Origin of the sequence: Amycolatopsis samaneae (assembly GCF_039541975.1) — a bacterium.
Taxonomy (GTDB): Bacteria; Actinomycetota; Actinomycetes; order Mycobacteriales; family Pseudonocardiaceae; genus Amycolatopsis; species Amycolatopsis samaneae.
This window is the reverse complement of record NZ_BAABHG010000019.1, coordinates 143,174-165,318: the sequence shown is the minus strand read 5'-3', so window position 1 is coordinate 165,318 and position 22,145 is coordinate 143,174. Positions and strand designations below refer to the sequence as shown.

General features: G+C 70.3%; 24 protein-coding genes. 11 read left to right on the top strand and 13 right to left on the bottom strand.

Features of this window, described 5'->3' with window-relative positions:
• The first annotated feature begins 118 nt into the window (after nt 1-118).
• A complete protein-coding gene (locus tag ABD987_RS38325) occupies nt 119-1,171 on the top strand; it encodes a nitronate monooxygenase (RefSeq protein WP_345406223.1) in 1,053 nt (350 codons plus the stop codon).
• A 65-nt stretch (nt 1,172-1,236) separates the two neighbouring features.
• Here the strand turns inward: ABD987_RS38325 and ABD987_RS38320 are convergent, their stop codons facing one another.
• From ABD987_RS38320 to ABD987_RS38310, 3 genes are all read right to left on the bottom strand, one after another.
• Nucleotides 1,237-2,700: an amino acid permease gene (locus ABD987_RS38320; RefSeq protein WP_345406220.1), complete on the bottom strand. Its 1,464-nt coding sequence runs from the start codon at nt 2,698-2,700 to the stop codon at nt 1,237-1,239.
• A gap of 109 nt (nt 2,701-2,809) precedes the next feature.
• A complete protein-coding gene (locus ABD987_RS38315; RefSeq protein ID WP_345406217.1) occupies nt 2,810-3,853 on the bottom strand; it encodes an alpha/beta hydrolase in 1,044 nt (347 codons plus the stop codon).
• A gap of 118 nt (nt 3,854-3,971) precedes the next feature.
• On the bottom strand, nt 3,972-4,937 hold the full coding sequence (locus tag ABD987_RS38310; protein ID WP_345406214.1) for a quinone oxidoreductase family protein: 966 nt from the start codon (nt 4,935-4,937) through the stop codon (nt 3,972-3,974).
• A gap of 59 nt (nt 4,938-4,996) precedes the next feature.
• On the opposite strand from ABD987_RS38310, the gene ABD987_RS38305 reads away from it, so the two are divergent.
• Genes ABD987_RS38305 through ABD987_RS38295 form a run of 3 tightly spaced genes read left to right on the top strand, consistent with a single transcriptional unit; the run spans nt 4,997 to nt 6,035 of the window.
• On the top strand, nt 4,997-5,197 hold the full coding sequence (locus ABD987_RS38305) for a hypothetical protein (RefSeq protein ID WP_345406211.1): 201 nt from the start codon (nt 4,997-4,999) through the stop codon (nt 5,195-5,197).
• A gap of 11 nt (nt 5,198-5,208) precedes the next feature.
• Nucleotides 5,209-5,694 (top strand): guanyl-specific ribonuclease, encoded by a 486-nt coding sequence (locus ABD987_RS38300; RefSeq protein ID WP_345406208.1) that lies wholly within the window; start codon nt 5,209-5,211, stop codon nt 5,692-5,694.
• Entirely contained in the window at nt 5,691-6,035 is a 345-nt protein-coding gene (locus ABD987_RS38295; protein WP_345406205.1) for a barstar family protein, read from the top strand. Before ABD987_RS38300 ends, ABD987_RS38295 begins: the two co-directional genes overlap by 4 nt.
• Nucleotides 6,036-6,174: 139 nt before the next feature.
• Here ABD987_RS38295 and ABD987_RS38290 read toward each other — a convergent pair whose 3' ends face one another.
• A complete protein-coding gene (locus tag ABD987_RS38290) occupies nt 6,175-6,948 on the bottom strand; it encodes an enoyl-CoA hydratase family protein (RefSeq protein ID WP_345406202.1) in 774 nt (257 codons plus the stop codon).
• A 134-nt stretch (nt 6,949-7,082) separates the two neighbouring features.
• On the opposite strand from ABD987_RS38290, the gene ABD987_RS38285 reads away from it, so the two are divergent.
• Complete coding sequence (locus ABD987_RS38285) at nt 7,083-8,477, top strand: M1 family metallopeptidase (RefSeq protein ID WP_345406199.1); 1,395 nt, start codon at nt 7,083-7,085, stop codon at nt 8,475-8,477.
• A gap of 24 nt (nt 8,478-8,501) precedes the next feature.
• Complete coding sequence (locus ABD987_RS38280; protein WP_345406196.1) at nt 8,502-9,896, top strand: M1 family metallopeptidase; 1,395 nt, start codon at nt 8,502-8,504, stop codon at nt 9,894-9,896.
• Between the two features lie 74 nt (nt 9,897-9,970).
• On the opposite strand, the gene ABD987_RS38275 is transcribed toward ABD987_RS38280, so the two are convergent.
• From ABD987_RS38275 to ABD987_RS38240, 9 genes are all read right to left on the bottom strand, one after another.
• Nucleotides 9,971-10,609, bottom strand: a complete 639-nt coding sequence (locus ABD987_RS38275; RefSeq protein WP_345406193.1) for a cyclase — start codon at nt 10,607-10,609, stop codon at nt 9,971-9,973.
• Nucleotides 10,610-10,804: 195 nt separating this feature from the next.
• Nucleotides 10,805-11,542, bottom strand: a complete 738-nt coding sequence (locus tag ABD987_RS38270; protein WP_345406190.1) for a sirohydrochlorin chelatase — start codon at nt 11,540-11,542, stop codon at nt 10,805-10,807.
• Nucleotides 11,539-12,801 carry a sulfate adenylyltransferase subunit 1 gene (locus ABD987_RS38265; protein WP_345406187.1) on the bottom strand — a complete coding sequence of 421 codons (1,263 nt, stop codon included), beginning with the start codon at nt 12,799-12,801 and terminating at the stop codon, nt 11,539-11,541. Before ABD987_RS38265 ends, ABD987_RS38270 begins: the two co-directional genes overlap by 4 nt.
• Nucleotides 12,801-13,721: a sulfate adenylyltransferase subunit CysD gene (cysD, locus tag ABD987_RS38260; RefSeq protein ID WP_345406184.1), complete on the bottom strand. Its 921-nt coding sequence runs from the start codon at nt 13,719-13,721 to the stop codon at nt 12,801-12,803. The genes ABD987_RS38265 and cysD overlap by 1 nt, the downstream gene beginning before the upstream one ends.
• 12 nt (nt 13,722-13,733) lie before the next feature.
• On the bottom strand, nt 13,734-14,429 hold the full coding sequence (locus ABD987_RS38255) for a phosphoadenylyl-sulfate reductase (RefSeq protein ID WP_345406181.1): 696 nt from the start codon (nt 14,427-14,429) through the stop codon (nt 13,734-13,736).
• Nucleotides 14,426-14,584, bottom strand: a complete 159-nt coding sequence (locus ABD987_RS38250; RefSeq protein ID WP_345406178.1) for an Insertion element protein — start codon at nt 14,582-14,584, stop codon at nt 14,426-14,428. Before ABD987_RS38250 ends, ABD987_RS38255 begins: the two co-directional genes overlap by 4 nt.
• The gene (locus ABD987_RS38245) at nt 14,581-16,281 is read right to left on the bottom strand and encodes a nitrite/sulfite reductase (protein WP_345406175.1); all 1,701 of its coding nucleotides are present in this window, start codon (nt 16,279-16,281) and stop codon (nt 14,581-14,583) included. The genes ABD987_RS38250 and ABD987_RS38245 overlap by 4 nt, the downstream gene beginning before the upstream one ends.
• Before the next feature lie 113 nt (nt 16,282-16,394).
• Complete coding sequence (locus ABD987_RS44660; protein ID WP_378214257.1) at nt 16,395-16,481, bottom strand: putative leader peptide; 87 nt, start codon at nt 16,479-16,481, stop codon at nt 16,395-16,397.
• 64 nt (nt 16,482-16,545) lie between these two features.
• Nucleotides 16,546-17,118: a TetR/AcrR family transcriptional regulator gene (locus tag ABD987_RS38240; protein ID WP_345406172.1), complete on the bottom strand. Its 573-nt coding sequence runs from the start codon at nt 17,116-17,118 to the stop codon at nt 16,546-16,548.
• A gap of 75 nt (nt 17,119-17,193) precedes the next feature.
• Here ABD987_RS38240 and ABD987_RS38235 point away from each other — a divergent pair, with 75 nt between their 5' ends.
• The 5 genes from ABD987_RS38235 (at nt 17,194) to ABD987_RS38215 (ending at nt 22,109) form a co-directional block, all read left to right on the top strand.
• A complete protein-coding gene (locus tag ABD987_RS38235) occupies nt 17,194-17,610 on the top strand; it encodes a VOC family protein (RefSeq protein WP_345406169.1) in 417 nt (138 codons plus the stop codon).
• Nucleotides 17,611-17,623: 13 nt separating this feature from the next.
• Nucleotides 17,624-18,841, top strand: a complete 1,218-nt coding sequence (gene hemW, locus ABD987_RS38230; protein ID WP_345406166.1) for a radical SAM family heme chaperone HemW — start codon at nt 17,624-17,626, stop codon at nt 18,839-18,841.
• Between the two features lie 73 nt (nt 18,842-18,914).
• Nucleotides 18,915-19,835, top strand: a complete 921-nt coding sequence (locus tag ABD987_RS38225) for an NADP-dependent oxidoreductase (RefSeq protein WP_345406163.1) — start codon at nt 18,915-18,917, stop codon at nt 19,833-19,835.
• Between the two features lie 213 nt (nt 19,836-20,048).
• Nucleotides 20,049-20,867 (top strand): siderophore-interacting protein, encoded by an 819-nt coding sequence (locus tag ABD987_RS38220; protein WP_345406160.1) that lies wholly within the window; start codon nt 20,049-20,051, stop codon nt 20,865-20,867.
• Nucleotides 20,868-20,876: 9 nt separating this feature from the next.
• The gene (locus tag ABD987_RS38215) at nt 20,877-22,109 is read left to right on the top strand and encodes a serine hydrolase domain-containing protein (RefSeq protein ID WP_345406156.1); all 1,233 of its coding nucleotides are present in this window, start codon (nt 20,877-20,879) and stop codon (nt 22,107-22,109) included.
• The last annotated feature ends 36 nt before the right edge of the window (nt 22,110-22,145 follow it).

The window sequence follows — 22,145 nt, the reverse complement described above, 5'->3', positions numbered from 1 at the left end:
CGCGCCTGTCCGGATCGTCGCACTTCGCCGGAGACAGGTCTAGACCACTTTGCAGCAATTCGTGATCCCGCTCGCTCCCGCCGGGAACGGTCCGTGCCGGAGAACTACCCTCGGTGGCATGTTCGAAGATCTCGATTTCCCGGTGATCGCGGCCCCGATGGCGGGCGGCCCGACGACACCCGCGCTGGTCGCGGCCGTGACGAGGGCGGGTGGCTTCGGTTTCCTCGCCGGGGGCTACCTCACGCCACAGGCGCTCGCCGAGCGGATCGACGAGACCGCCGCGCTGACCACGGGCACGTTCGGGGTCAACCTGTTCGTCCCCGGCCCCCGGGCCGCCGTGGACGTCTCCGCGCACCGCGAGCGCATGCTCGCCGAGGCCCGCCGCTACGGCGTCGAGCCCGGCGAGCCGCTGTGGGACGACGACGCGTACCTCGGCAAGTTCGAGGTCGTCGCCGAGCGGCGGATCCCGGTGGTGTCCTTCACCTTCGGGATGCCCGGTGCGGCCGACATCGCCCGCCTGCGCGAAAACGGCAGCAAGGTCCTCGTCACGGTGACTTCGCCGAGGGAGGCCGAACTCGCCGCCGCGGCGGGCGCGGACGCGCTGGTCGTGCAGGGGTTCGAGGCGGGCGGGCATCGCGGGCTGTTCGCCGACGACCCGGCCTCGCCCACCGGTGGCGAGACCTACGGGCTGCTGTCGCTGCTGCGGCTCGTCGCGGCGCGGGTGGACCTGCCGCTGGTGGCCACCGGCGGGCTGGTGCACGGCGCCGACGTCGCCGCGGTGCTGGCCGCCGGCGCCGACGCGGCGCAGCTGGGCACGGCCTTCCTGCGGGCCGACGAGGCGGGGACCTCGGCGCCCTACCGCGCCGCGCTGGCCGAACGCGCCAGGGCCACCGCCGTCACCCGCGCGTTCAGCGGCCGCCCGGCGCGCGGGCTGGTCAACCGGGTGCTCACCGAGCTGTCCGCGCAGGCGCCGGCGGCCTATCCGCAGCTGCACCACATCAGCCGCCCGGTGCGCGCCGCGGCCGCGAAGGCGGGCGACCCGGAGGCGCTTTCGCTGTGGGCCGGGCAGACCTACCCGCTCGCCGCCGAGGGGCCCGCGGAGTCCATTGTGGAGCGTCTGCGGACGGAGGCGCGCGCCGCGGCCGACCGGCTGTCCCGGCTGCGGAACTGAATCACCACAAACGAAATCGGGCCGCACCCCGGGTGGGGGAGCGGCCCGCTTTTCGTGGTGCGGGGCTATTCCGCGGCCTTGGCCTCTTCGGCGGCGGGCGGGTTGTTGAGCACCGAACGACGTCGTCCGTAGGCGAAGTAGATCACCATGCCGATGGCGAACCAGATCGCGAACCGCAGCCAGGTCTCCGGCTGGAGGAACGTGATGAGCCAGATCGAGAACACGACCCCGATGATCGGCACCACCGGCATGCCCGGCGTCTTGAACGTCCGCTTCAGCTCGGGCCGCTTGTAGCGCAACACGATCACCGCGACGCAGACGACGATGAACGCGAGCAGGATGCCGATGTTGGTCAGCTCCGCGGCCTCGCCGATCGGTAGGAACCCGGCGATGACCGCCGAAGCGCCCCCGAGCACCCAGGTCATCCGGCTCGGCACCTTGCGCACCGGATGCGCCTTGCCGAACCACTTGGGCAGCAGCCCGTCCTTGCTCATCGCGTAGCCGACGCGGCTGGCGCCCATGAGGAAGGTGAACAGCACGGTGAGGATGCCGAGGATCGCGCCGACCGCGATCACCGCGCCCAGCCACGGCATGCCGATGCTCTTGAACGCCGCGGAGAACGCGGCCTCGGCGCTGATGTCCTTGTAGTTCACCATGCCGGTGAGCACCAGGCAGGCCAGCACGTAGAGCACCATCGAGATGGCCAGCGAGTAGATGATCGCCTTGGGCATGTGCTTCTGGGAGTCGACGGACTCCTCGGCCGCGGTCGACATCGCGTCGTAGCCGAACACCGCGAAGAACACCGTCGCCGCGCCGGTGAACGCGCCGGAGAGGCCGAACGGGAAGAAGTCGGCGTAGTTGCCGCTGTTGATGTGGAACGCGCCGACCACCACGACCAGGACCACCAGTCCGACCTTCAGGTACACCAGCAGCGTCTCGAACCGCGCGGCGCTCTTCATGCCCTGGTTGAGGATGTACGCGATCAGCAGGCACAGCAGGACCGCGAACAGATTCACCTTGTACGAGCCGGGCGCGACCTCGCCGACCTTCTCGCTGCCCGGCGCGCCGGACATCCACAGCGGTAGCTTGACGTGCAGGAAACCGAGCAGGTCGTTGAAGTAGCCGGAGATCCCGATCGCCACCACGGACACGATCGCGGTGTACTCCAGCAGCAGGTCCCAGCCGATGAACCAGCCGACCACCTCACCCAGCACCGCGTAGCCGTAGGTGTAGGCCGAACCGGCCTTCGGGATGAGCCCGGCGAACTCCGCGTAGGAGAACGCCGCCGCCGCGCTCGCGACACCCGCGATCAGGAAGGAGATGAGCACCGCGGGTCCGGCCGTCTTGTTGGCCACCGCGCCCGCGAGAGAGAAGATTCCCGCCCCGATGATGCCGCCGACCCCGATCGCGGTGAGCTGCCACAGGCCCAGCGTCCGGTTCAGCCCACCTCCTTCGGAGCTGGCGATCTGGTCGATCGGCTTGCGCCGGAAAATTCCGGAGCCCGTGCCGAAGCTCTCTGGAGCGGACATCACTGTCTCCCAAACGGTTTGTGCGAGGGAGCCCGGGGTACGGGCTCAACGCGGCACCGTACTGTATGTCACCCGGGATCACACCCGATCGGGTGACGGTCGGGGGTTTTCAGCCGACCGCTGTGCCCTTGCGCGCGTCCGGCGACGTCCCGGCGCGCTTCGCCTGTGCCGTCCGTACCGCGCCGGTGGCGAAGAACGAGAGCAGCTCGGCGATCTCGGGCGGGTCGTCCAGCTGCGGGCAGTGGCCCCAGTCCTCGCGCACCAGCAGCCTGCTGTGCGGGACGAGGCTGTGCAGCTGCCGCCCCGACCGGGCGGTGACCAGCTTGTCCTTGCCGCAGGCCACGACCAGCAGCGGGATCCGCACGGCGTCGAGACGGTAGGCGTCGGCGAGCTCGGCGACCAGCTGCCTGGCCTGCTCGAGCCGGGCGGTGGTGGCGCGGTAGTCCGGGAACAGCGAGGTGAAACGGCGGACCTGGGACTCGTCGGCGGCGCCCGCGTCGGCGTAGAGCAGCCGGGGCACGACCTGCTCGGCGACCTTGCGGACCAGGAAACCCGGCACCGGGACCGGCAGCGACGAGTACAGCCGCAGCGGCAGCGGGTAGCGCCCGACCGCGCGGACCAGCCACGAGTCGGCGAAACCGGGCGCCGCGATGGACACCACCCCCGCGATCGGGAGCCGGGGCTGCTGTGCCGCGCGCAGGCTCATCGTCCCGCCGAGCGAGTTGCCGGCCAGCACCACCGAGCCGAGCACGGCCTGCTCCCGGATGACCGCGGTGGTGAACGCGTCGAGCTGCGGCAGGATCGGGCCGGGACGCAGCGGCTGCGCGTCACCGAAACCGGGCAGGTCGACCGCGATCGCCGGGATGCCCGCCTCGGCGAGTTCGGCCAGCACCGGACGCCAGGTGTCCGCGCTGTCGCAGTAGCCGTGCAGGAGGACCAGGCGCGGCGCGGTCACCGTCTCCGCGGCGGCCCGCCGACGGGAACGGCGCCCGAGCGGGCGCCGCACCGGCTCCGGCTCGCAGGCGGGGTGACCGACCTCCAGCACCCGCGTCCTGACCCCGGCGTAGCGCCGGAAGGAGACCCGGACCGGATCCGGGTCGGTGCTGGGCCGGCCGCCCGGTCCAGCCGGTGCGGGCCGCTGCGTCGCGGTCATGTCACCAGGTTAACCAGCCATGGTCGAGTTCCGGTGGATTTCCGGTGGTAACAAACGGGTTTCGAACCGGAGTCCGTGGAGAATTCTCGACCTCGCCGGGCGTGCGGTTGCTCGCTGGTCAGCGAGTGAAGACGATCTTCCCCGCGGTGTCGCCGTCCAGCATGGCCTGGAATCCCTTGGCGGCCTCGCCGAAGGGCAGCTCGCTGCCGATCTGCGGGCGGACGCCGGTCAGTTCGAGGTAACTGAGCAGGTCGGCCAGCTCGTCCCGGGTACCCATGGTCGACCCGGCGACCCGCAGCTGGAGGAAGAAGACCCGCTGCAGTTCGGCGTGCGCGTCGGGGCCGCTGGTGGACCCGGAGACCACGATGATGCCGCCCGGCTTGAGCGACTTCACCGAATGCGACCAGGTCGCCTTGCCGACGGTCTCGAACACCGCGTCGACCCGTTCCGGCAGCCGTGCCCCCGGCTCGAACGCCTGGTGCGCGCCGAGCTCGACCGCGAGCGCGCGCTTGGCCTCGGTCCGCCCGGTGACCCACACCCGGATCCCGGCCGCCTTGCCGAGCTGCACCAGCGCCGTCGAGACGCCGCCGGAGGCACCCTGCACGAGCATCGTCTGGCCCGGCCGCAGTCCCGACTTGACGAACAGCATCCGGTAGGCGGTGAGCCAGGCGGTGCCCATCGTGGCGGCCTCGGCGAAGGACAGCCCGGCGGGCTTCGGCACGACGTTGCGGGCGGGCACCACGACCTGGTCGGCGAAGGTGCCCTGGTGCTTCTCGGTGAGCAGCGTGCGCTTCGGGTCGAGCGTGTCGTCGCCCTGCCAGCCGGGCGCGTTGATCACCGAGTGGATGACGACCTCGCTGCCGTCGTCGAGGGTGCCCGCGCCGTCGCAGCCGAGGATCATCGGGAACTGCTCGGGCTTGATGCCGACCCCGCGCAGGGTCCACAGATCGTGCATGTTGAGGCTGGCGGCCTTGACGTGCACCCGGACCCAGCCCTCGGGGACGGTGGGATCCGGCCGCTCGCCGACGACGAGCGAGTCCAGCGGGCTTTCGGCGTTGGGTTCCTGCGCGTATACGGCGAACATGCCTGCAACGTACCGCCCCGCACGGCGGTGTGGCGCGGGACGCGCGTAGGCTCACATCCGTGTTCGCAGGGCTGGCCGACTGGTGGGACAGCGCCGAGCTGTGGCTCGCGCAGGCCTCGTTCCCGGTGCAGTTCGTGCTGGTCATGGCCGTCGTGGTGCCGTTGTGCCTCGTCGCGGCGTGGGCGATCGACAAGCTGGTCGAGCGCTTCGCCCGCCGCTTCGGCCCGGCCCGTGACGATGATCGTCCCGGCCCCTCCTAAGCTGGCCAACCATGGTCAACCGAAGGCGGATCACCGCCGCACTGGTCGGGCTCCTCGTGCTGGTGCTCGGGGGCTGGCTGGTGAAGAGCCAGCTCAGTGACTCCCCGTCCGCCGCGCCGTCGTCCTCCCCGTCGGCCCCCGCCTCGTCCGGTGCTGGCGCGCCCGCCAAGGGCGGCGTGTCGAACGCGAAGCTGCCCGGCACCGACTCGGGGCTGCCGGTCAAACCGCTGTCCGCCCTGCCGTCGCAGGCCGCGGACACCTGGAAGCTGATCGAGAAGGGCGGGCCGTACCCCTACCCGCGCAACGACGACGTCGTGTTCGAAAACCGCGAGAAGGTGCTGCCGCGCAAGCAGTCCGGGTACTACCACGAGTACACCGTGAAGACGCCGGGCAGCCCGGACCGCGGGCCGCGCAGGCTGGTGACCGGGCAGGCGAAGGAGCTGTACTACACCGAGGACCACTACTCCTCGTTCGTCGTCGTGGACCCTGCCCGGTGAGCGAGCAGGAGGCGCGGACCGCCGCGGAAAACGCTTTCGCGCGGGGCGCGTTCCCGCACACCGTCGACGGCGGTCGCGCGGCCGACAAGGCGGGCACACTGGCCGCGATCGCCGAGGCACTGTCCTTTCCGGACTACTTCGGGCACAACCTCGACGCGCTCTACGACTGCCTGACCGACCTGTCCTGGCTCCCGCCGGGCGAGCACGTGCTGATCTGGCCGGGCTCGGACCTGCTGCGGACCGCCGACCCGAAGTCCTACCTCGCGATCCGGAGCGTGCTCTCGGACGCGGTGCGCGCGCTCGGGCCGGGCCGCCTCACCGTGGTGCTCACCGGGACCTGATTCCGCGCGGCTCGCGGACCGAGATGCGCTCTGAAGGACGCCTTCAGCGCATCGAGCGCACCGAAGGCGTCCTTCAGCACCCGGCCTGACCGCAGCAAGAGCCTTCTAATCTCTAGGTCGCAGGTTCGAGCCTCGCGGGTCAGTCCTGCGGGACCCAGTTCGGCTTGCGCTTCTGGGCGAAGGCGAGGATGCCCTCCTGGCCTTCCTCGCTGGCGAACAGGCTCGCCGAGAACGATGTCATCGCCTCGAAGCCGTCGCTCGGCGTGGCCGGGCGCGGCTTGCTCAGCAGTTCCTTGGTCAGCGCCAGCGCCTTCGGCCCGCCGAGCGTGAGCGCCTTGACGAACCGGGCGACCTCGGCGTCCAGCCGGTCGGCGGGGACGGCGGAGTTGAGCAGCCCGATCTCGGCCGCGCGCCGCGCGTCGAAGGTGTCGCCGGTGAGGAAGAGTTCGTGCGCGGCGCGGGCGTTGAGGCGGGGGAGCACGGTCAGCGAGATGACCGCGGGCACGACGCCGATCCTGACCTCGGTGAAGGCGAACGTCGCCTCCTCCACGGCCACCGCGATGTCGCAGGCGGCGACCATGCCGATGCCGCCGGCGCGGGCGGGCCCGGCCAGGCGCGCGACGACCGGTTTCGGGCTCGTCCACAGCTGGTCGAGGATCTTGGGGAACTCGTTGACACCCTGGTCACCGGTCCCGGCGCCGCGGGCTTCCTTGAGGTCCATGCCCGCGCAGAACACCGGCCCGGTGTGGGTGAGCACGACGACCCGCACGGCGTCGTCCCCGGCCGCCTTCGCCAGCGATTCGCTCAGCTCGCGCCGGAGCTGCGCGGACAGCGCGTTGCGGTTGTGCGGGGAGTCGAGCGTGATCGTGGCCGTGCCGCCTACCACGTCGTAGTGCACCAGTTCGTCAGCCATGGTCACACCCTCGCACATCCGGCCGCCGGGTTCGGTGTGACGTCCGCCGGGCCGTCCCCGGGCGGCGAGGTTACGACGTCGCTCGGACCGGACTGGGACCGGACTGGGACATCGCGTCCCTAGGTTTCACCGTCATGAAACCCCAATACCGCTTGACCACGACAGCCATGATCGGTGTCTGCGCGGCGCTGGTGTCCGGCACGGGGATCGCCGCGGGCGAACCCGTGGCGGGTACCGGAGACTACGACGCCCTGGACTACGCGGTGTCCCTGGAATACCGGTCCGGTACTCGGGAGATGGCCGGTACCACCACGCTGAAGGCCAGGGCCGCCGAGCCACTGTCCGGGTTCGCGCTGGACTTCGCCGGCGGGAAGGTCGGCGAGGTCACCGTGGACGGCAGGCCGGCCGGATTCGAGACCAGGGGCGAGAAACTACTCGTCTTCCCGCATCGGCTGGCCGGTGGTACGGAGTTCACCGTCACGGTGGACTACCTGGTCACCAGGACCAATGGGCCGGACGGACACGGACCGTGGCGGGAAATCGAGGACGGCTTCGCCCTCGGGCCCCAGATGTACGAGACGATGCACCACGTTTTCCCGTGCAAGAACGACATCGCGGACAAGGCTACCTACACCTTCACCATCACCGCTCCCGCCCGCCTCACCGGCATCGCCACCGGGGACCTGATCGCGACCACCCCGCTCGGCGGGGACCGCACGGCCCGCACGTACCGGATGGCCTACCCGATGCCCGTCGACGACGGCCAGATCGCCGTAGGCCCCTACTCGTGGATCACCCGCGGTGGTCCGGACGGGGTGACCATTCGCGATGTCGTGCCGACCGCGCAGGCCGATCGGTTGCGCGAGACGCTGGCCAGGACCGATGACCAGCTACGGTGGCTGACCGCGAAACTGGGGCCCTATCCGTTCGGCACCTACGGAATCTTCGCCCCGCTGGGCACCATAAGTCCTTTTGAGAGCCAGACGATGAGCACGATCCAAGCGGCCACGCTGTCCGCGGGCCCCGCGGACTACGTGCGCGTACACGAGCTGACCCATCAGTGGTTCGGTGCCTCGGTCACGCAGAAGACCCTCGCCGACAACTGGATCGCCGAAGGGCACGCCCACTTCTACGGAGCCTGGTACGACGCCGGACAATCCCGTCCCGGTTCCGAAGATGCCTTCGCCGACAGCATGCGGATGTTCTACGGCATCGATCAGAAGACACGTGACAGGGAAGGACCGCCCGCCGCGCCGAAGCCGATCTCCGGCCAGACTCAGCGCGCTGGCGGCGCACTGGCCCTCTATGCCCTGCGCCAGACGGTGGGCCCGCGGATGTTCGAGGAGATCGAGCGTGCGGTCGCCGCCCGGTTCAAGGGCGGGTTGGCGTCCACTGCCGACTACATCAAGACCGCGCGCGAGGTCGCCGGCCGCGATGTCACCGCGCTGCTCACCGACTGGCTGTACGCGAAGAAGACCCCGCCGATGCCCGGCCATCCCGACTGGAAGCCCGACGGCGCCGCGTCCTGATCGCCGCGAAGGAAGGAGAAAACGTTGAAACGAAGCTCACTGACAGCGGGCGCGGTGCTCGCCTGCATGATGCTCGGCGTGTCCGTCGCCTCCGCCGGTGTCGGTAGTGACGGTATCGGCGACCCGTATTGGCCGCAGGACGGCAATGGGGGATATCGCGTCTCCGACTACGACGTGAAAGTGGGTTACGACCCGGCGAAACCGGACGAGCTCACCGGCGACACCACGGTGTCGGCCACCGCGACCGAAGCACTGGACCGGTTCGATCTGGACTTCACCAGGGCCTTCGACATCTCCTCGGTCACGGTGAACGGTACCGCTGTCCAGGGTTTCTCCCGTGCCGGTGAGCACGAGCTGGTCGTCACCCCCTCCCGGCAGATCCCCCGCGGGGCCAGGTTCGACGTGCGCGTGGTGTACTCGGGCACGAACAGCGGTGCCTGGTTCAAGCCGGAAACCGGCGGCATGCTCCTGGTCGGCGAGCCACATTCGGCCACTCGCTGGTACCCCTCCAACGACCACCCGTCGGACAAGGCCACCTTCCGGCTCACCGCGACCGTGCCCGAGGGCTGGACGGTAGTCGGCAACGGCAGGCAGGGACCCATCACCACCGAGGGCGGCAAGACCACCTTTCGCTGGCACGAGGACAAGCCGCTGGCCACGTGGACCGCGGTACTGGCCATCGCGAAGTTCACCATGGTGCGGGCCGCTCTCTCCAATGGCACCCCGGTCATCAGCGCCTACGCCCCGGGAGCGGAGGCCGCGGCGAGGAAATACGGCGACCGCGTTCCGGAGATCATCGACTTCCTGTCGACCAGGTTCGGGAAGTACCCGTTCTCCTCGGCCGGTGGCATCTATTTCAACGAGAAGATCGGGATGGGTCTGGAGACACAGAGCAGGCCGATCTACCCGGGTACCGACTTGCCCGACGTCGTTCCCGAGCTCATCGTGCACGAGCAGGCCCATCAATGGTTCGGTGACAACGTCACCGGCAAGCAGTGGCGCGACATCTGTGTCGCCGAATGCTTCGCCAGTTACGCGACCTGGATGTGGTACGAGGCGAAGGAGGGGAAGGATCTCGACGCGAAGTACCGGGACATCGTCGCGGCCAACAGGGACAAGCCGGAGTTCTGGCATATCCCGCTCTACGACCCTGGTGCGGAAAGATACCTGTCGGCGGTATATCGCACGGGTCCGCTGATGCTGCACGCGCTGCGGCGCACCGTCGGTGATGACGCCTTCGATCGCACGCTGCACGCGTGGCAGCAGCAGCACGCTGGCGGAAATGCCTCCTGGCCGGAATTCGAAGCGCTCGCGCAACACATTTCTGGTAGGGACCTGCGCGGATTCTTCCAAGCCTGGACCCGGAGCACCACGATTCCCGCCGACGAATACCTCTACCCGGGCCCGCTGAAGCCCTGATCGGAGGAAACTGCCTCTGAAGGCCACCTTGAGGGACTTCAAGTCCCTCAAGGTGGCCTTCAGAGGCAGTCGCGTCAGCCGATGGTGGTCGTGGTGAAGACCGGGCTCGGGTTGGGGAAACAGGCCGTCGGCGCCGAGATGTCGACGATCTGGTTCACCACGGCGGTGAAGGTCAGGCCGGGGTCCTGGTAGCTCGTCCCGGCCAGCTTGGTCTCGATCTTCCCGGACGTGCCCGCCTTGAGGTGCGCGGTCACGGTCGGCAGTTCGAAGGTCGAGCCGCCCGCGATCGGGCCGGGGAAGGCGAGCGTCGCCACCCCGTTGTCGACCGTCAGCTTCGGCGGGGTCGAGCCGAGACCGGAACCGCCCGCGAGGTCCGCGCTGACGAAGGTCGAGTTGGCCGGGATCGGGATCTTCAGCGCGAAGTCCTTGATCTCCTTGACCTTGTAGCCGCTCACGTCGCCGGGCACGGTGTTCGGCGCCGGGTCGATGACGACGTCGAGCGCGCCGCCGGCCGCCACCGTGGCGGGCGCGGTGACCGCGGCGTCCTGCTTGAGGCTGACGTGCTGCGGGCCGACGACCGGCGCGTTGGCCTCGCAGTCGAAGTTGACGCTGGTCGCCGCCGAGGCGGGAGTGGCGAGACCGATGAGCGGGACGAGCGCCGCCGTGACGACGGCCGCGACACGGGGACGGGTAAGACGCAGAGCTGTCTTCATGTTCCACCTGTCTGGGGTCCGGAGAGGGGAGATACGAAGCCGCGCGGCGCTTAGATAGTTACCGGCAAGTTAACAAAGCCGTCAAGAACTCACGATTCACATGCGAGCCCGGTGACGAAAATGTGAAAAAGATTCACCGATGAGCCGATTCAGGCGTCGACATGGTCCGGATCAGTGATACGGACAGTGGCTCGTTCAGGAGGAAAGCCGCGCGGGTCGCGGGACGGCCGCGGCGTAGCGGCGCAGGACGACCTCCGCGACGCGGGGATCGGGACCCAGTGCCCCGGCCACGAACGCCGCGTCCCCGGCGCCGGCCAAGGTGGCGATCCGATCGGGAAGCAGGCCGGGCGCGAGAAACCACGACGCGACGACGATCCGCCGCGCGCCGCGGGCGCGGAGCCGGGCGACGGCGGCGGGGACGTCCGGCCGCGCCGCGCTGGCGAATGCCTCGCTCACCGGGACACCGAGCCGCTTTTCCCAGCGGGCGGCCAGATCCGCGACGACGGCGTTCGCGCGCGCGTTGGACGAACCCACCGCGCTCAGCACGATCCCGGTGCCCGGCGCGGCCGGGGCCGCCGCGGCGATCCGGTCCAGCGCGACGGTTTCCAGCGCCGGATCGGCGCCGAGGACGTCGGCGACCCGCACGGTGAAGTCCGGCCGGTCCGCGGTGACCGCCTCGACGAGCGCGGGGAGGTCGACCCGCGCGTGGTAGGCGCTGCCCAGCAGCAGAGGGACCACGACGGCCTCGCGGTGTCCCTGGTCGTGCAGCCGTCGCAACACGGCCGGCAGGCCCGGCTCCGAAAGGTCCAAAAAGGACTCGTAGACGTCGGTGCCGGGCGCCGAGGCGCGCACGAGGTCGATCAGCTCCCGCACGGTCGCCGCCGAACGGGGATCACGGCTGCCGTGCGCGACGGCGACCAGCGGGGGCGTCACGAGAACCGCTCGCCGACCAGTCCGGCGGCGAGGGTGTCGCCGTCCTTCGGATCGATCACCAGGAACGCGCCGGTCCGCGGGATGTCGCCGTAGTCGTCGACCCCGATCTCCTCCGCCAGCTGGAGGGTGACCCGGCCGATGTCGTTGAGCTCCAACGACTCTGGACCATCCACACTGGACAACGTCTGTTCGTCGAAGCGGGCGTGCAGCTCGGCGGCGAGTGCCTGCACGGTCCGCGTGCCGTGCTTGACCAGCAGCCGCGCGCCGGGCCTGAGCGCCTTGGTGGACAGCCAGCACAGCGTCCCGGTGATCTCGTCGGTCACCCGGGGCGGGTTCGACGCGGTGGCGATGAGCTCGCCGCGCGCGATGTCGAGGTCGTCGGCGAGCAGCAGCGTGACCGAGGTGCCGGCGCCCGCCTCGGCGAGCGGTCCGTCGGCGGTGTCGATGCGCTCCACCCGCGAGCGCAGCCCGTGCGGGAGCACGACGACCTCGTCGCCGGGGCGGACGGTGCCCGCTGCGATCTGGCCGGCGTAGCCGCGGTAGTCCGGGTACTCGGGGGTGCGCGGCCGGATCACGTACTGCACCGGGAAGCGGAACGGCGTGTCATGTGGGTCCGGCGCGACCGGGACGTCCTCCAGGTGCTCCAGCAGCGTCGGCCCGGTGTACCACGGTGTGCGCGCGGACTTCTCGGCGACGTTGTCGCCCACCAGCGCCGACACCGGGATCGCCAGGACGCTCCCGCGCGCGTAGCCGAGGGACTCGGCGTGCCGGGCGAACTCTTCGGCGATCACGGTGAACGTCGCCTCGTCGTAGCCGACCAGGTCGATCTTGTTGACCGCGAGCACGAGCTGTGGGACGCCGAGCAGCGCGAGGACGGCGGCGTGGCGCCGGGTCTGTTCGATGACGCCCTTGCGCGCGTCGACCAGCAGTACGGCCAGCTGCGCGGTGGAGGCGCCGGTGACGGTGTTGCGGGTGTACTGCACGTGCCCCGGCGTGTCCGCGAGCACGAAACTCCGCTTGGGGGTGGCGAAGTACCGGTAGGCGACGTCGATGGTGATGCCCTGCTCCCGCTCCGAGCGCAGCCCGTCCACCAGCAACGAGAGGTCCGGAGTGGACAGTCCCTTGTCGACGCTGGCGCGGGTGACCGCGTCCAGCTGGTCGGCCAGCACCGACTTCGTGTCGTACAGCAGCCGTCCGACCAAAGTGGACTTGCCGTCGTCCACGCTTCCGGCGGTGGCAAGCCTCAGCAGGCTCGACATCAGAAGTACCCCTCCCGCTTGCGGTCTTCCATGGCCGCCTCCGACATCCGGTCGTCGGCGCGGGTCGCGCCGCGCTCGGTCAGACGCGAGGCCTGCACCTCGGCGATCACCTCGTCCACTGTGGACGCCGTGGACTCGATCGCGCCGGTGCACGAGCCGTCGCCGACGGTGCGGTAGCGCACCATCAGCTCCCGGACCTGTTCGCCGGGACGCGGGCCACCCCACGGCCCCTCGGCCAGCCACATGCCGTCGCGCTGGTAGACCTCGCGCTTGTGCGCGTAGTAGATCGAGGGCAGTTCGACCTTCTCGCGGGCGATGTAGTTCCACACGTCGGCCTCGGTCCAGTTGGACAGCGGGAAGACGCGGACCTGCTCGCCGGGGCGGTGACGGCCGTTGTAGAGGTTCCACAGCTCGGGACGCTGCCGTCGCGGCTCCCACTGGCCGAAGGCGTTGCGCAGGCTGAAGATCCGTTCCTTGGCGCGGGCGCGTTCCTCGTCGCGGCGGCCGCCGCCGAACACCGCGTCGAACCGGTTCTCGGCGATGGTGTCGAGCAGCGGCGTGGTCTGCAGCGGGTTGCGCATCCCGTCCGCGCGTTCCTCGAGCCGTCCGTCGTCGATCCAGTCCTGCACCTTCGCGACCACCAGCCGCAGCCCGTGCTGCTCGACCACCCGGTCGCGGAAGTCGAGGACCTCGCGGAAGTTGTGCCCGGTGTCCACGTGCAGCAGCGGGAACGGCACCGGCGCGGGCCAGAACGCCTTGATCGCCAGGTGCAGCAGCAGGGTCGAGTCCTTGCCGCCGGAGAACAGGATCACCGGCCGGTCGAACTCGCCGGCGACCTCGCGGAAGATGTGGATGGCCTCGGATTCGAGCGCGGCCAGGTTGTCTTGGGCAGCGTCGGTTGCGGGCTCCAACGTCGTCATGCTTCCCTTCCCTCAGCCGTGCAGGCCGCACTCGGTCTTGGACTGCCCGGCCCAGCGGCCGCTGCGCGGATCCTGCCCCGGCGCGACCTTCGCGGTGCACGGCGCGCAGCCGATGGACAGGTAGCCGATCGAGACGAGCGGGTTCTCCAGGATCCCGTGTTCGCGGATGTAGCCGGTGAACTCCTCGTCGGTCCACGCCGCGATCGGGTTGACCTTGACCAGCCCGTTGCGCTCGTCCCAGGTGACGATCGGGGTGTTCGCCCGTGTCGGCGCGTCCACCCGTCGCACGCCGGTGACCCACGCGGAGTAGTTCGACAGCGTTTCGCGCAGCGGCACCACCTTGCGCAGATGGCAGCACTGGTTCGGGTCGCGGTCGTGCAGCTTCGGCCCGTACTCCGCGTCCTGCTCCGCGACGCTCTGCTCGGCCTGCGCGTTCACGATCTTCACGCCGGGGTAGACGGTCTGGACCGCGTCGCGGGTGCCGAGCGTTTCCGCGAAGTGGTAGCCGGTCTCCAGGAACAGAACGTCCACATCGGACTTGACACGGGTCGCGAGGTCGATGAGCACCGCGTCCTGCATGTTCGAGGCCACGATGAAGTCGTCCCCGAACGTTTCCGCGGTCCAGCGCAGCGCCTCGTCCGCGGTCGCGTCGGCGAGTTCCTTCGCGGCGCGTTCGGCGAGCGTGCGGTAGTCGGCTGTGGCGGTCATGACTGCGACACCTCCGGGAGTGAGAGCCCCAGGAACTTCACGGAGAAAACCCTTCTACAGGCCGAACAAAGCCAGGCACCGTTCTCTTCCGGTCGCAGGTCCTCGTCCCCGCAGTACGGGCAGTGGAACGGTGTGGCGCGCTCGTCCGAGCTCACCGCAACGCGCTTTCGTCGGCCCTGGCGGCCCACTGCGGGAACCGCTCGCCGGGCTCGCGGTCGGCGAGGTAGGCGCGCACGAGGCGTTCGACGTAGCCGGTCAGCTCGTCGGCGGTCACCTTGTGGCCCCGCAGTTTCCGGCCGAACCCGGCGTCGAGACCGAGCCCGCCGCCCAGGTGCACCTGGAAGCCCTCGACCTGGTTGCCGTGGTCGTCGGTGACGATCTGGCCCTTGAGCCCGATGTCGGCGGTCTGCACCCGGGCGCAGGAGTTGGGGCAGCCGTTGAGGTGCACGGTCACCGGCGTGTCCAGGTCGCCCTGGAGATCGGCGAGGCGCTTTTCCAGCTCGGCCACCAGCTGCTGCGCGCGGGCCTTGGTCTCGACGATCGCGAGCTTGCAGAACTCCAGCCCGGTGCACGCCATCACGTTGCGCCGCCACGGCGACGGGGCGCTCGGCAGGCCCAGTTCGTCCAGTTCGGCGCGCAGCCCGGCGAGCTCGGCCTCCTGGACGTCCAGCACGACGAGCTTCTGTTGCGGCGTAAGGCGGACGCGCTGAGAGCCCGCGCGCTCGGCCGCCTTCGCGACCGCGAGCAGCGTGCCACCGGACACCCGGCCGGCGATCGGCGCCGCCCCGACGTAGAACCTGCCGTCGACCTGCCGGTGTACCCCGACGTGGTCGATCGGGACGGCCGGGACCTCCGGCGCGGGCCCGTCGATCAGCGCGCGCTTGAGGTATTCGTCCTCCAGCACCTGGCGGAACTTCTCCGCGCCCCAGTCCTTGACCAGGAACTTGATGCGCGCCCGGCTACGCAGCCGCCGGTAGCCGTAGTCACGGAAGATGCTGATGACGCCTTCCCAGACGTCGGGAACCTCGTCACGCGGTACCCACGCGCCGAGCCGCTGCCCGAGCATCGGGTTGGTGGAGAGCCCACCGCCGACCCAGACGTCGAAACCGGGGCCGTGCTCGGGGTGGTTCACCCCGACGAACGCGACGTCGTGGATCTCGTGGGCGACGTCCGGCAGCCCGGACACCGCGGTCTTGAACTTGCGCGGCAGGTTGGCGTAGCGCGGGTCGCCGATGTAGCGGCGCTTGATCTCCTCGATCGCTGGCGTGCCGTCGATGATCTCGTCGGCCGAGATCCCCGCGACGGGCGAGCCGAGGATGACACGCGGGCTGTCGCCGCACGCCTCCATCGTCGTCATGCCCGCCTTCTCCAGTTTCTCCCAGATCGCCGGGACGTCCTCGATCTGGATCCAGTGGTACTGGATATTCTGGCGATCGGTGATGTCCGCGGTGTCACGCGCGTGGGTCTGGGAGATTTCGCCGAGCACGGCCAGCTGCTCGGTGCTCAGCACGCCGCCGTCGAGGCGGACCCGCAGCATGAAGTAGCGGTCGTCCAGCTCCTCCGGCTCCAGCGTCGCGGTGCGGCCGCCGTCGATGCCGGGCTTGCGCTGGGTGTAGAGCCCGAACCAGCGGAACCGGCCGCGCAGGTCGCCGGGGTCGATCGCGTCGAACCCGCGGTGCGCGTAGATGTTCTCGATCCGCGCGCGCACGTTGAGCGGGTGATCGTCCTTTTTGGAGCGTTCGTTCGGGTTGAGCGGTTCGCGGTACCCGAGGGCCCACTGACCTTCGCCGCGGCGTTGCCTGGCTCGTGGGGCGCGTGCCTTGCTCGGGGTTTCGCGCGTGGGCGAGGCCATGAGGCGTCCTCCGTGGGCGGGGTCGTGGCACCCGGCACGCCGTGGGCGAGGGAGTTCGCGCGGCGCGCCCGGCGCCGGCTGTCCTGATTCGTGGCAGTGGTGGCGGCGGGGAGTCAGTCGGCGGGCCCGCAAAGGGCACTGGCGACCCGCAGGAGGTCGACGTGGCGGCGGGCCACGAGCAGTACACCGGCGGAAGTCACCGGCTCAGGGTGCCATGTGCCCACAATGTGGTCGAGCCGTGCCCGAATGCTGGGAACCCCTTCCTCACCTGCGAAAAGTATGCTCCACCAGCATGTCGACGACGTCGCTGTCCGAGATGTCCGCGAAGGCGCCGGGAAGTGTGAGCCGTTCCACGGTGAGCCCGGTCAACGCGAGGTAAAGCATCAGCACCGCGTCCCGCCCGCCGGGGAGTCCGGCGCTTTCGTGGAACTCGACGCTCAGGTCGAACCCCTCGCGCACCGTGCGGGTCAGTGCCCGCGCGAGATCGGGTCGCCGGGTCGCTTCGAGGCGGAGTTCCAGCAGGGCCAGGTACACGGTCCGGTCGGCGGTGAGCCGGTCGGCGAGCGCGCCGAGCAGTTCGCGCAGCCGGGGTTCCGACGGCGCTTCGGCACGGGGGTTCGCCATCACCTCGGCGGGTGCGGACAGGCGCTCGTGCACCCGCTCGCCCGCCGCGCCGAGCAACTGGTCGCGGTTGCGGAAGTAGTTCGACGTCGTGCCCGGCGGCACGTCCGCCTCGATGTCGACCGCGCGGTAGGTGAGCCCGCGGGCGCCGTCCCTGGCGAGTACCGCGACGGCGGCGTCGGTCAGTGCCGTGCGTCGCTCGGAATTTTGCCGCATTGATCCTCCTTGCCGGATCCAAACCACTATGTTTATAGTACTACGGACATAGTGATTGAGGGAAGGAAACCGCGAGTGCAGGTCAAGGGATTCGGCGCGGGCGTTCTGGTCGAGGACGTCGCCGCGACCACGCGGTACTACCGCGAGTACTTCGGCCTGGCGGTCACCGTCGAGCTCGACTGGTTCTCGAGCCTCAACGTGGGCGCGCCCGGCTACGAGATCAGCTTCGTCAAGCGCGGCCACGAGTCGACGCCGGAGCCGTACCGGTGGCAGGAGCCCGCCGCGGCGATGTTCGGCTTCGTCGTCGAGGACGCGGCGGCCGAGGAGAAGCGGCTGCGCGAAGCGGGTGCCGAGATCGTCAAGCCGCTCGTCGACGAGGTGTACGGGCAGCGGCACTTCTTCGTCCGCGATCCCAACGGCGTGCTGGTCGACGTGATCGAGCCGATCGCGCCCGACCCGCAGTGGCTGGCCGAGAGCGGTCTGGCCGGGTGAGGGAGACTGGGGTGTGCCCCAGCTACTGCCCGAAACCACCACCCCGGTCGAGTCCGCCCTGCCCGAGAGCGCGTTGCGCGGGCTGGGCACCCGCCCGTTCGGGGTCTACGTCCACGTCCCGTTCTGCGCGACCCGGTGCGGCTACTGCGATTTCAACACCTACACCGCGGGAGAGCTGGACTCCGGCTCCTCGCCGCAGTCGTGGCTGGACGGGCTGCGCCGGGAACTGGACCTCGCGGCGCGGGTGCTGGGCGCGCCGCCCCGCGCGGACACGGTGTTCGTCGGCGGCGGGACGCCGTCGCTGCTCGGTGCCGACGGGCTCGCCTCGGTCCTCGACGCCGTCCGCGGTGCCTTCGGGCTCGCGGACGGCGCCGAGGTGACCACCGAGTCCAATCCGGAGTCGACGTCGCCGGAGTTCTTCGCGGGCATCCGCGAGGCCGGGTACACCCGCGTGTCGCTCGGGATGCAGTCCGCCGCGCGGCACGTGCTGCGGGTGCTCGACCGGGTGCACACGCCGGGCCGCCCCGTCGCGGCGGCGGGGGAGGCGCGGGCCGCCGGGTTCGAGCACGTCAACCTCGACGTCATCTACGGGACGCCGGGGGAGCGCGTCGAGGATCTCCGCGCCTCGCTGGAGGCCGTGCTCGCCGCGGGGGTCGATCACGTCTCGGCGTACGCGTTGATCGTCGAGGAGGGCACCGCGCTGGCCCGCCGGGTCCGGCGCGGCGAGCTGCCCGCGCCCGACGACGACACACTGGCCGAGTACTACGAGCTGATCGATTCGACGCTCGCGGCGGCGGGGCTGCGCTGGTACGAGGTCTCGAACTGGGCCTCCTCCGAACAGGCGCGCTGCCGTCACAACGTCGGCTACTGGCGGGGCGGTGACTGGTGGGGTGCCGGTCCCGGCGCGCACAGCCATGTCGGCGGGGTGCGCTGGTGGAACGTCAAGCACCCGGCGCGGTACGCGTCGCTGCTCGCGGAGGGGAACTCCCCGGCCGCCGGGCGCGAGGTGCTCACCGGCGCCGATCGGCATCTCGAACGGATCATGCTCGAACTCCGTGTCGTGGAAGGACTTCCGCTCGACGCGCTGGACGCCGGCGGGCTCGCCGAGGCGCGCGCGGCCGCGGCGGAGGGGCTGCTCGACGAGTCCGCTTTGGACAGTCGGAATCGTGCCGTGCTGACCGATCGGGGACGGTTGCTGGCCGACGGCCTCGTCCGCAGGCTCGCGGGCTGAGTTCCTCGCGCCGGGCATAAACCCCGCCGGTTCGTTGTTGCCGACCGACGACGAACGAAAGAGGGAGCTGGGTATGCCGCAGGCTGTGAGGTTCGACGGGTACGGCGGGATCGACGTACTGCGCGTGGCGGACGTGCCGCGGCCGGTTCCCGGCGCGGGCCAGGTACTCGTCGAGGTCCGGGCGGCCGGGATCAATCCGGGCGAGGCGGCCATCCGCGAGGGCGTCTTCGCCGAGCGGTGGCCCGCGACCTTCCCGTCCGGGCAGGGCAGTGACCTCGCCGGTGTCGTCGTGGAGCTGGGGGAGGACGTCGACGGGGTCGCGGTGGGCAACGAGGTCATCGGCTTCGTGCACACCCGGTCGAGCCACGCGGAGTTCGTGGTCGTGAACGCCGGTGACCTGACACCGAAACCCGCCGGGCTGCCGTGGGAGGTGGCGGGCGCGCTGTTCGTCGCCGGTACCACCGCCTACGCGGCGGTGCGCGCGGTGTCCCCGCGTCCCGGGGAGACGGTCGTGGTGTCCGGGGCGGCGGGCGGGGTCGGCTCGATCACCGCGCAGCTCGCGAAACTGGCCGGTGCCACGGTGATCGGCCTCGCCGGCGCGGATAACCACGCGTGGCTCACCGAGCACGGCGTCGTGCCCGTCGCGTACGGCGAGGGTGTCGAGGAGCGGATCAAGGAGGCGACCGGGGGCAGGGTCGACGCGTTCGTCGACACCTTCGGCGCGGGCTACGTGGAACTCGCCCTCCACCTCGGTGTGCATACCGACCGCATCGACACCGTGATCGACTTCGCGGCGGCGGAGAAGTACGGCGTGAAGCAGGAAGGCAGCATGGACGCGGCGGAGGCCGGGGTTCTTGCCGAGCTGGCCGCGTTGCTGGACAAGGGATTGCTGGAGATCCCGATCGCGAACAGGTACCCGCTCGCCGAGGTACGGGAGGCGTACCGCGAGCTGGAACGGCGGCACACGCGCGGCAAGATCGTCCTGCTGCCCTGAGCCGGAACGGCGATCTCGCGTGCTCGAACGGCGATCTCGTGTACCTGAAGGGCGATCTCGCGTGCCTGGATGGACGACTCGCGTACCTGGAGGGTCGGTTCGCAGTTGGACGGGGGCTGGCCGGAACCGGGAACGGGCGCGTACGGTGAGAAGGCGAGTAAGGTTAGCCTTATCATTGGGACGTCCGGGTGAATTCCGGTGGAGGAGAGGCGCATGGCCGAGGCACCAGCACGTGGGGGACGGGCGGCGGCGCGGCTGGAGGTGCTGCGCACCGAACGGCTGACCCCGCACATGATCCGCATCGTCGCGGGCGGGGAGGGCCTGCGGGACTTCCAGCCCAACGCGTTCACCGACGCCTACGTCAAGGTCATCTTCACGGTGCCGGGGGTACGCTACCCGGAGCCGTTCGACGTCCGGGTGATCCGGGCGGAGCTGCCGCGCGAGCACTGGCCGCGGATGCGCACCTACACGGTGCGTTCCTACGACGAGCAGGCCGGTGAGCTCGTCTTCGACTTCGTGCACCACGGCGACGAGGGCCTGGCCGGGCCGTGGGCCGCGCGCGCGAAGCCCGGCGACGAGCTGCTGATCTCCGGGCCCGGCGGGGCGTACGCGCCGGGCACCGAGGCCGACTGGCACCTGTTCGCCGGCGACGAGAGCGCGCTGCCCGCCATCGCCGCGTCGCTGGAGGCACTGCCCGCTGGCGTGCCCGCGCACGCGGTGATCCTGGTCGAGAACGCCGCCGAGGAACAGCCGCTGGTCACCAAGGCCGACGCGCGGATCACCTGGCTGCACCGGTCGGCCGGGGGCGACGTCGCCGCCGCGGTCCGCGCGCTGCCGTGGCCCGACGGTGTCGTCCAGGCGTTCGTGCACGGTGAGGCCGGCTTCGTCCGTGAGCTGCGGCGGTACCTGCTCGACGAGCGTGGTGTCCGGCGCGATCTGCTGTCGATCTCCGGGTACTGGCGGGCGGGGAAGGACGACGAGGCCTGGCGCGAGGAAAAAGCGGCCGAGCGGGCGCGGGAGCAGAACGCGTAACCTCGCTCCATGACCGGTGAGCTGAAGGTGGATGTCGATCCGGCGGAAGTCGGTTTCGACGCGGAACGGCTGAAACGGATCGACCGGCATTTCGCCCGGTATGTCGACAATGGACAGTTGCCCGGCTGGCTGGCGGTGGTCAGCAGGCACGGCCGGATCGCGCATCTTTCCGCGTACGGCGAGCGTGATGTCGAGGCGAGCGCACCCGTCGAGGCGGACACGCTGTGGCGCGTCTTCTCGATGACGAAGCCGGTCACCTCGGTCGCCGCGATGATGCTCGTCGAAGAGGGGCTTATCGAGCTCACCGATCCGATTTCGGCCTGGTTGCCCGAATTCGCCGAGCCTCGCGTCTATGTCAAAGGGTCGTCGCTGCGCCCGCTGACCGAGCCCGCGACCGAGCCGATCCGGCTGTGGCACCTGCTCACGCACACCGCGGGCCTGACCTACGGTTTCTTCCACGAGCACCCGGTCGACGCGATGTACCGCGAGGCCGGGTTCGACTGGAGCACCCCGCCCGGTGTCGATCTGGCCGACTGCGTCCGGCAGTGGGCCGCGCTGCCGCTCGCGTTCCAGCCGGGCAGTGAATGGAACTACTCGGTGGCCACCGACGTGCTCGGCCGCCTCGTCGAGGTCGTCTCCGGCAAACCGCTCGACGAGTTCTTCGCCGAACGGATCTTCGGTCCGCTCGGCATGACCGACACCGGTTTCGTCGCCGGGGACGCCGATCGCGTCGCCGCGATCTACACCCCGCACCCGGGGACCGGGCGGATCGTCCGCGCCCCCGCGTTCGACGGCTGGGCGCGATCCCGGCCCGCCTGCCTCTCCGGCGGCGGCGGTCTGGTGTCGACCGCGGGCGACTACCACCGGTTCACCCAGTTGCTGCTGCGCCGCGGTGAGCTCGACGGTGTCCGGCTGCTGGGCCCGCGTACCGTCGACCTGATGGCGAGCAATCACCTGCCAGGGCACGCGGATCTGGAGGAGTTCGGCCGGCCGGTGTTCTCCGAGTCGCCGATGCACGGCCACGGTTTCGGGCTCGGGTTCTCCGTGCTCGAAGACCCGGTGAAGGCGAAAACGCTTGCCAGCGCGGGGGAAATCGCCTGGGGTGGCGCCGCGTCCACCGCGTTCTGGGTCGACCAGGACGAGGACCTGACCGTCGCGTTCTACACCCAGCTGCTCCCCTCCAGCACCTATCCGATCCGGACCCGGCTGCGCCAACTGGTGTACCAGGCCCTGACGGACTAGAGCTCGGCCGCCGCGGTCGGGCACCCTGGTGCGTGA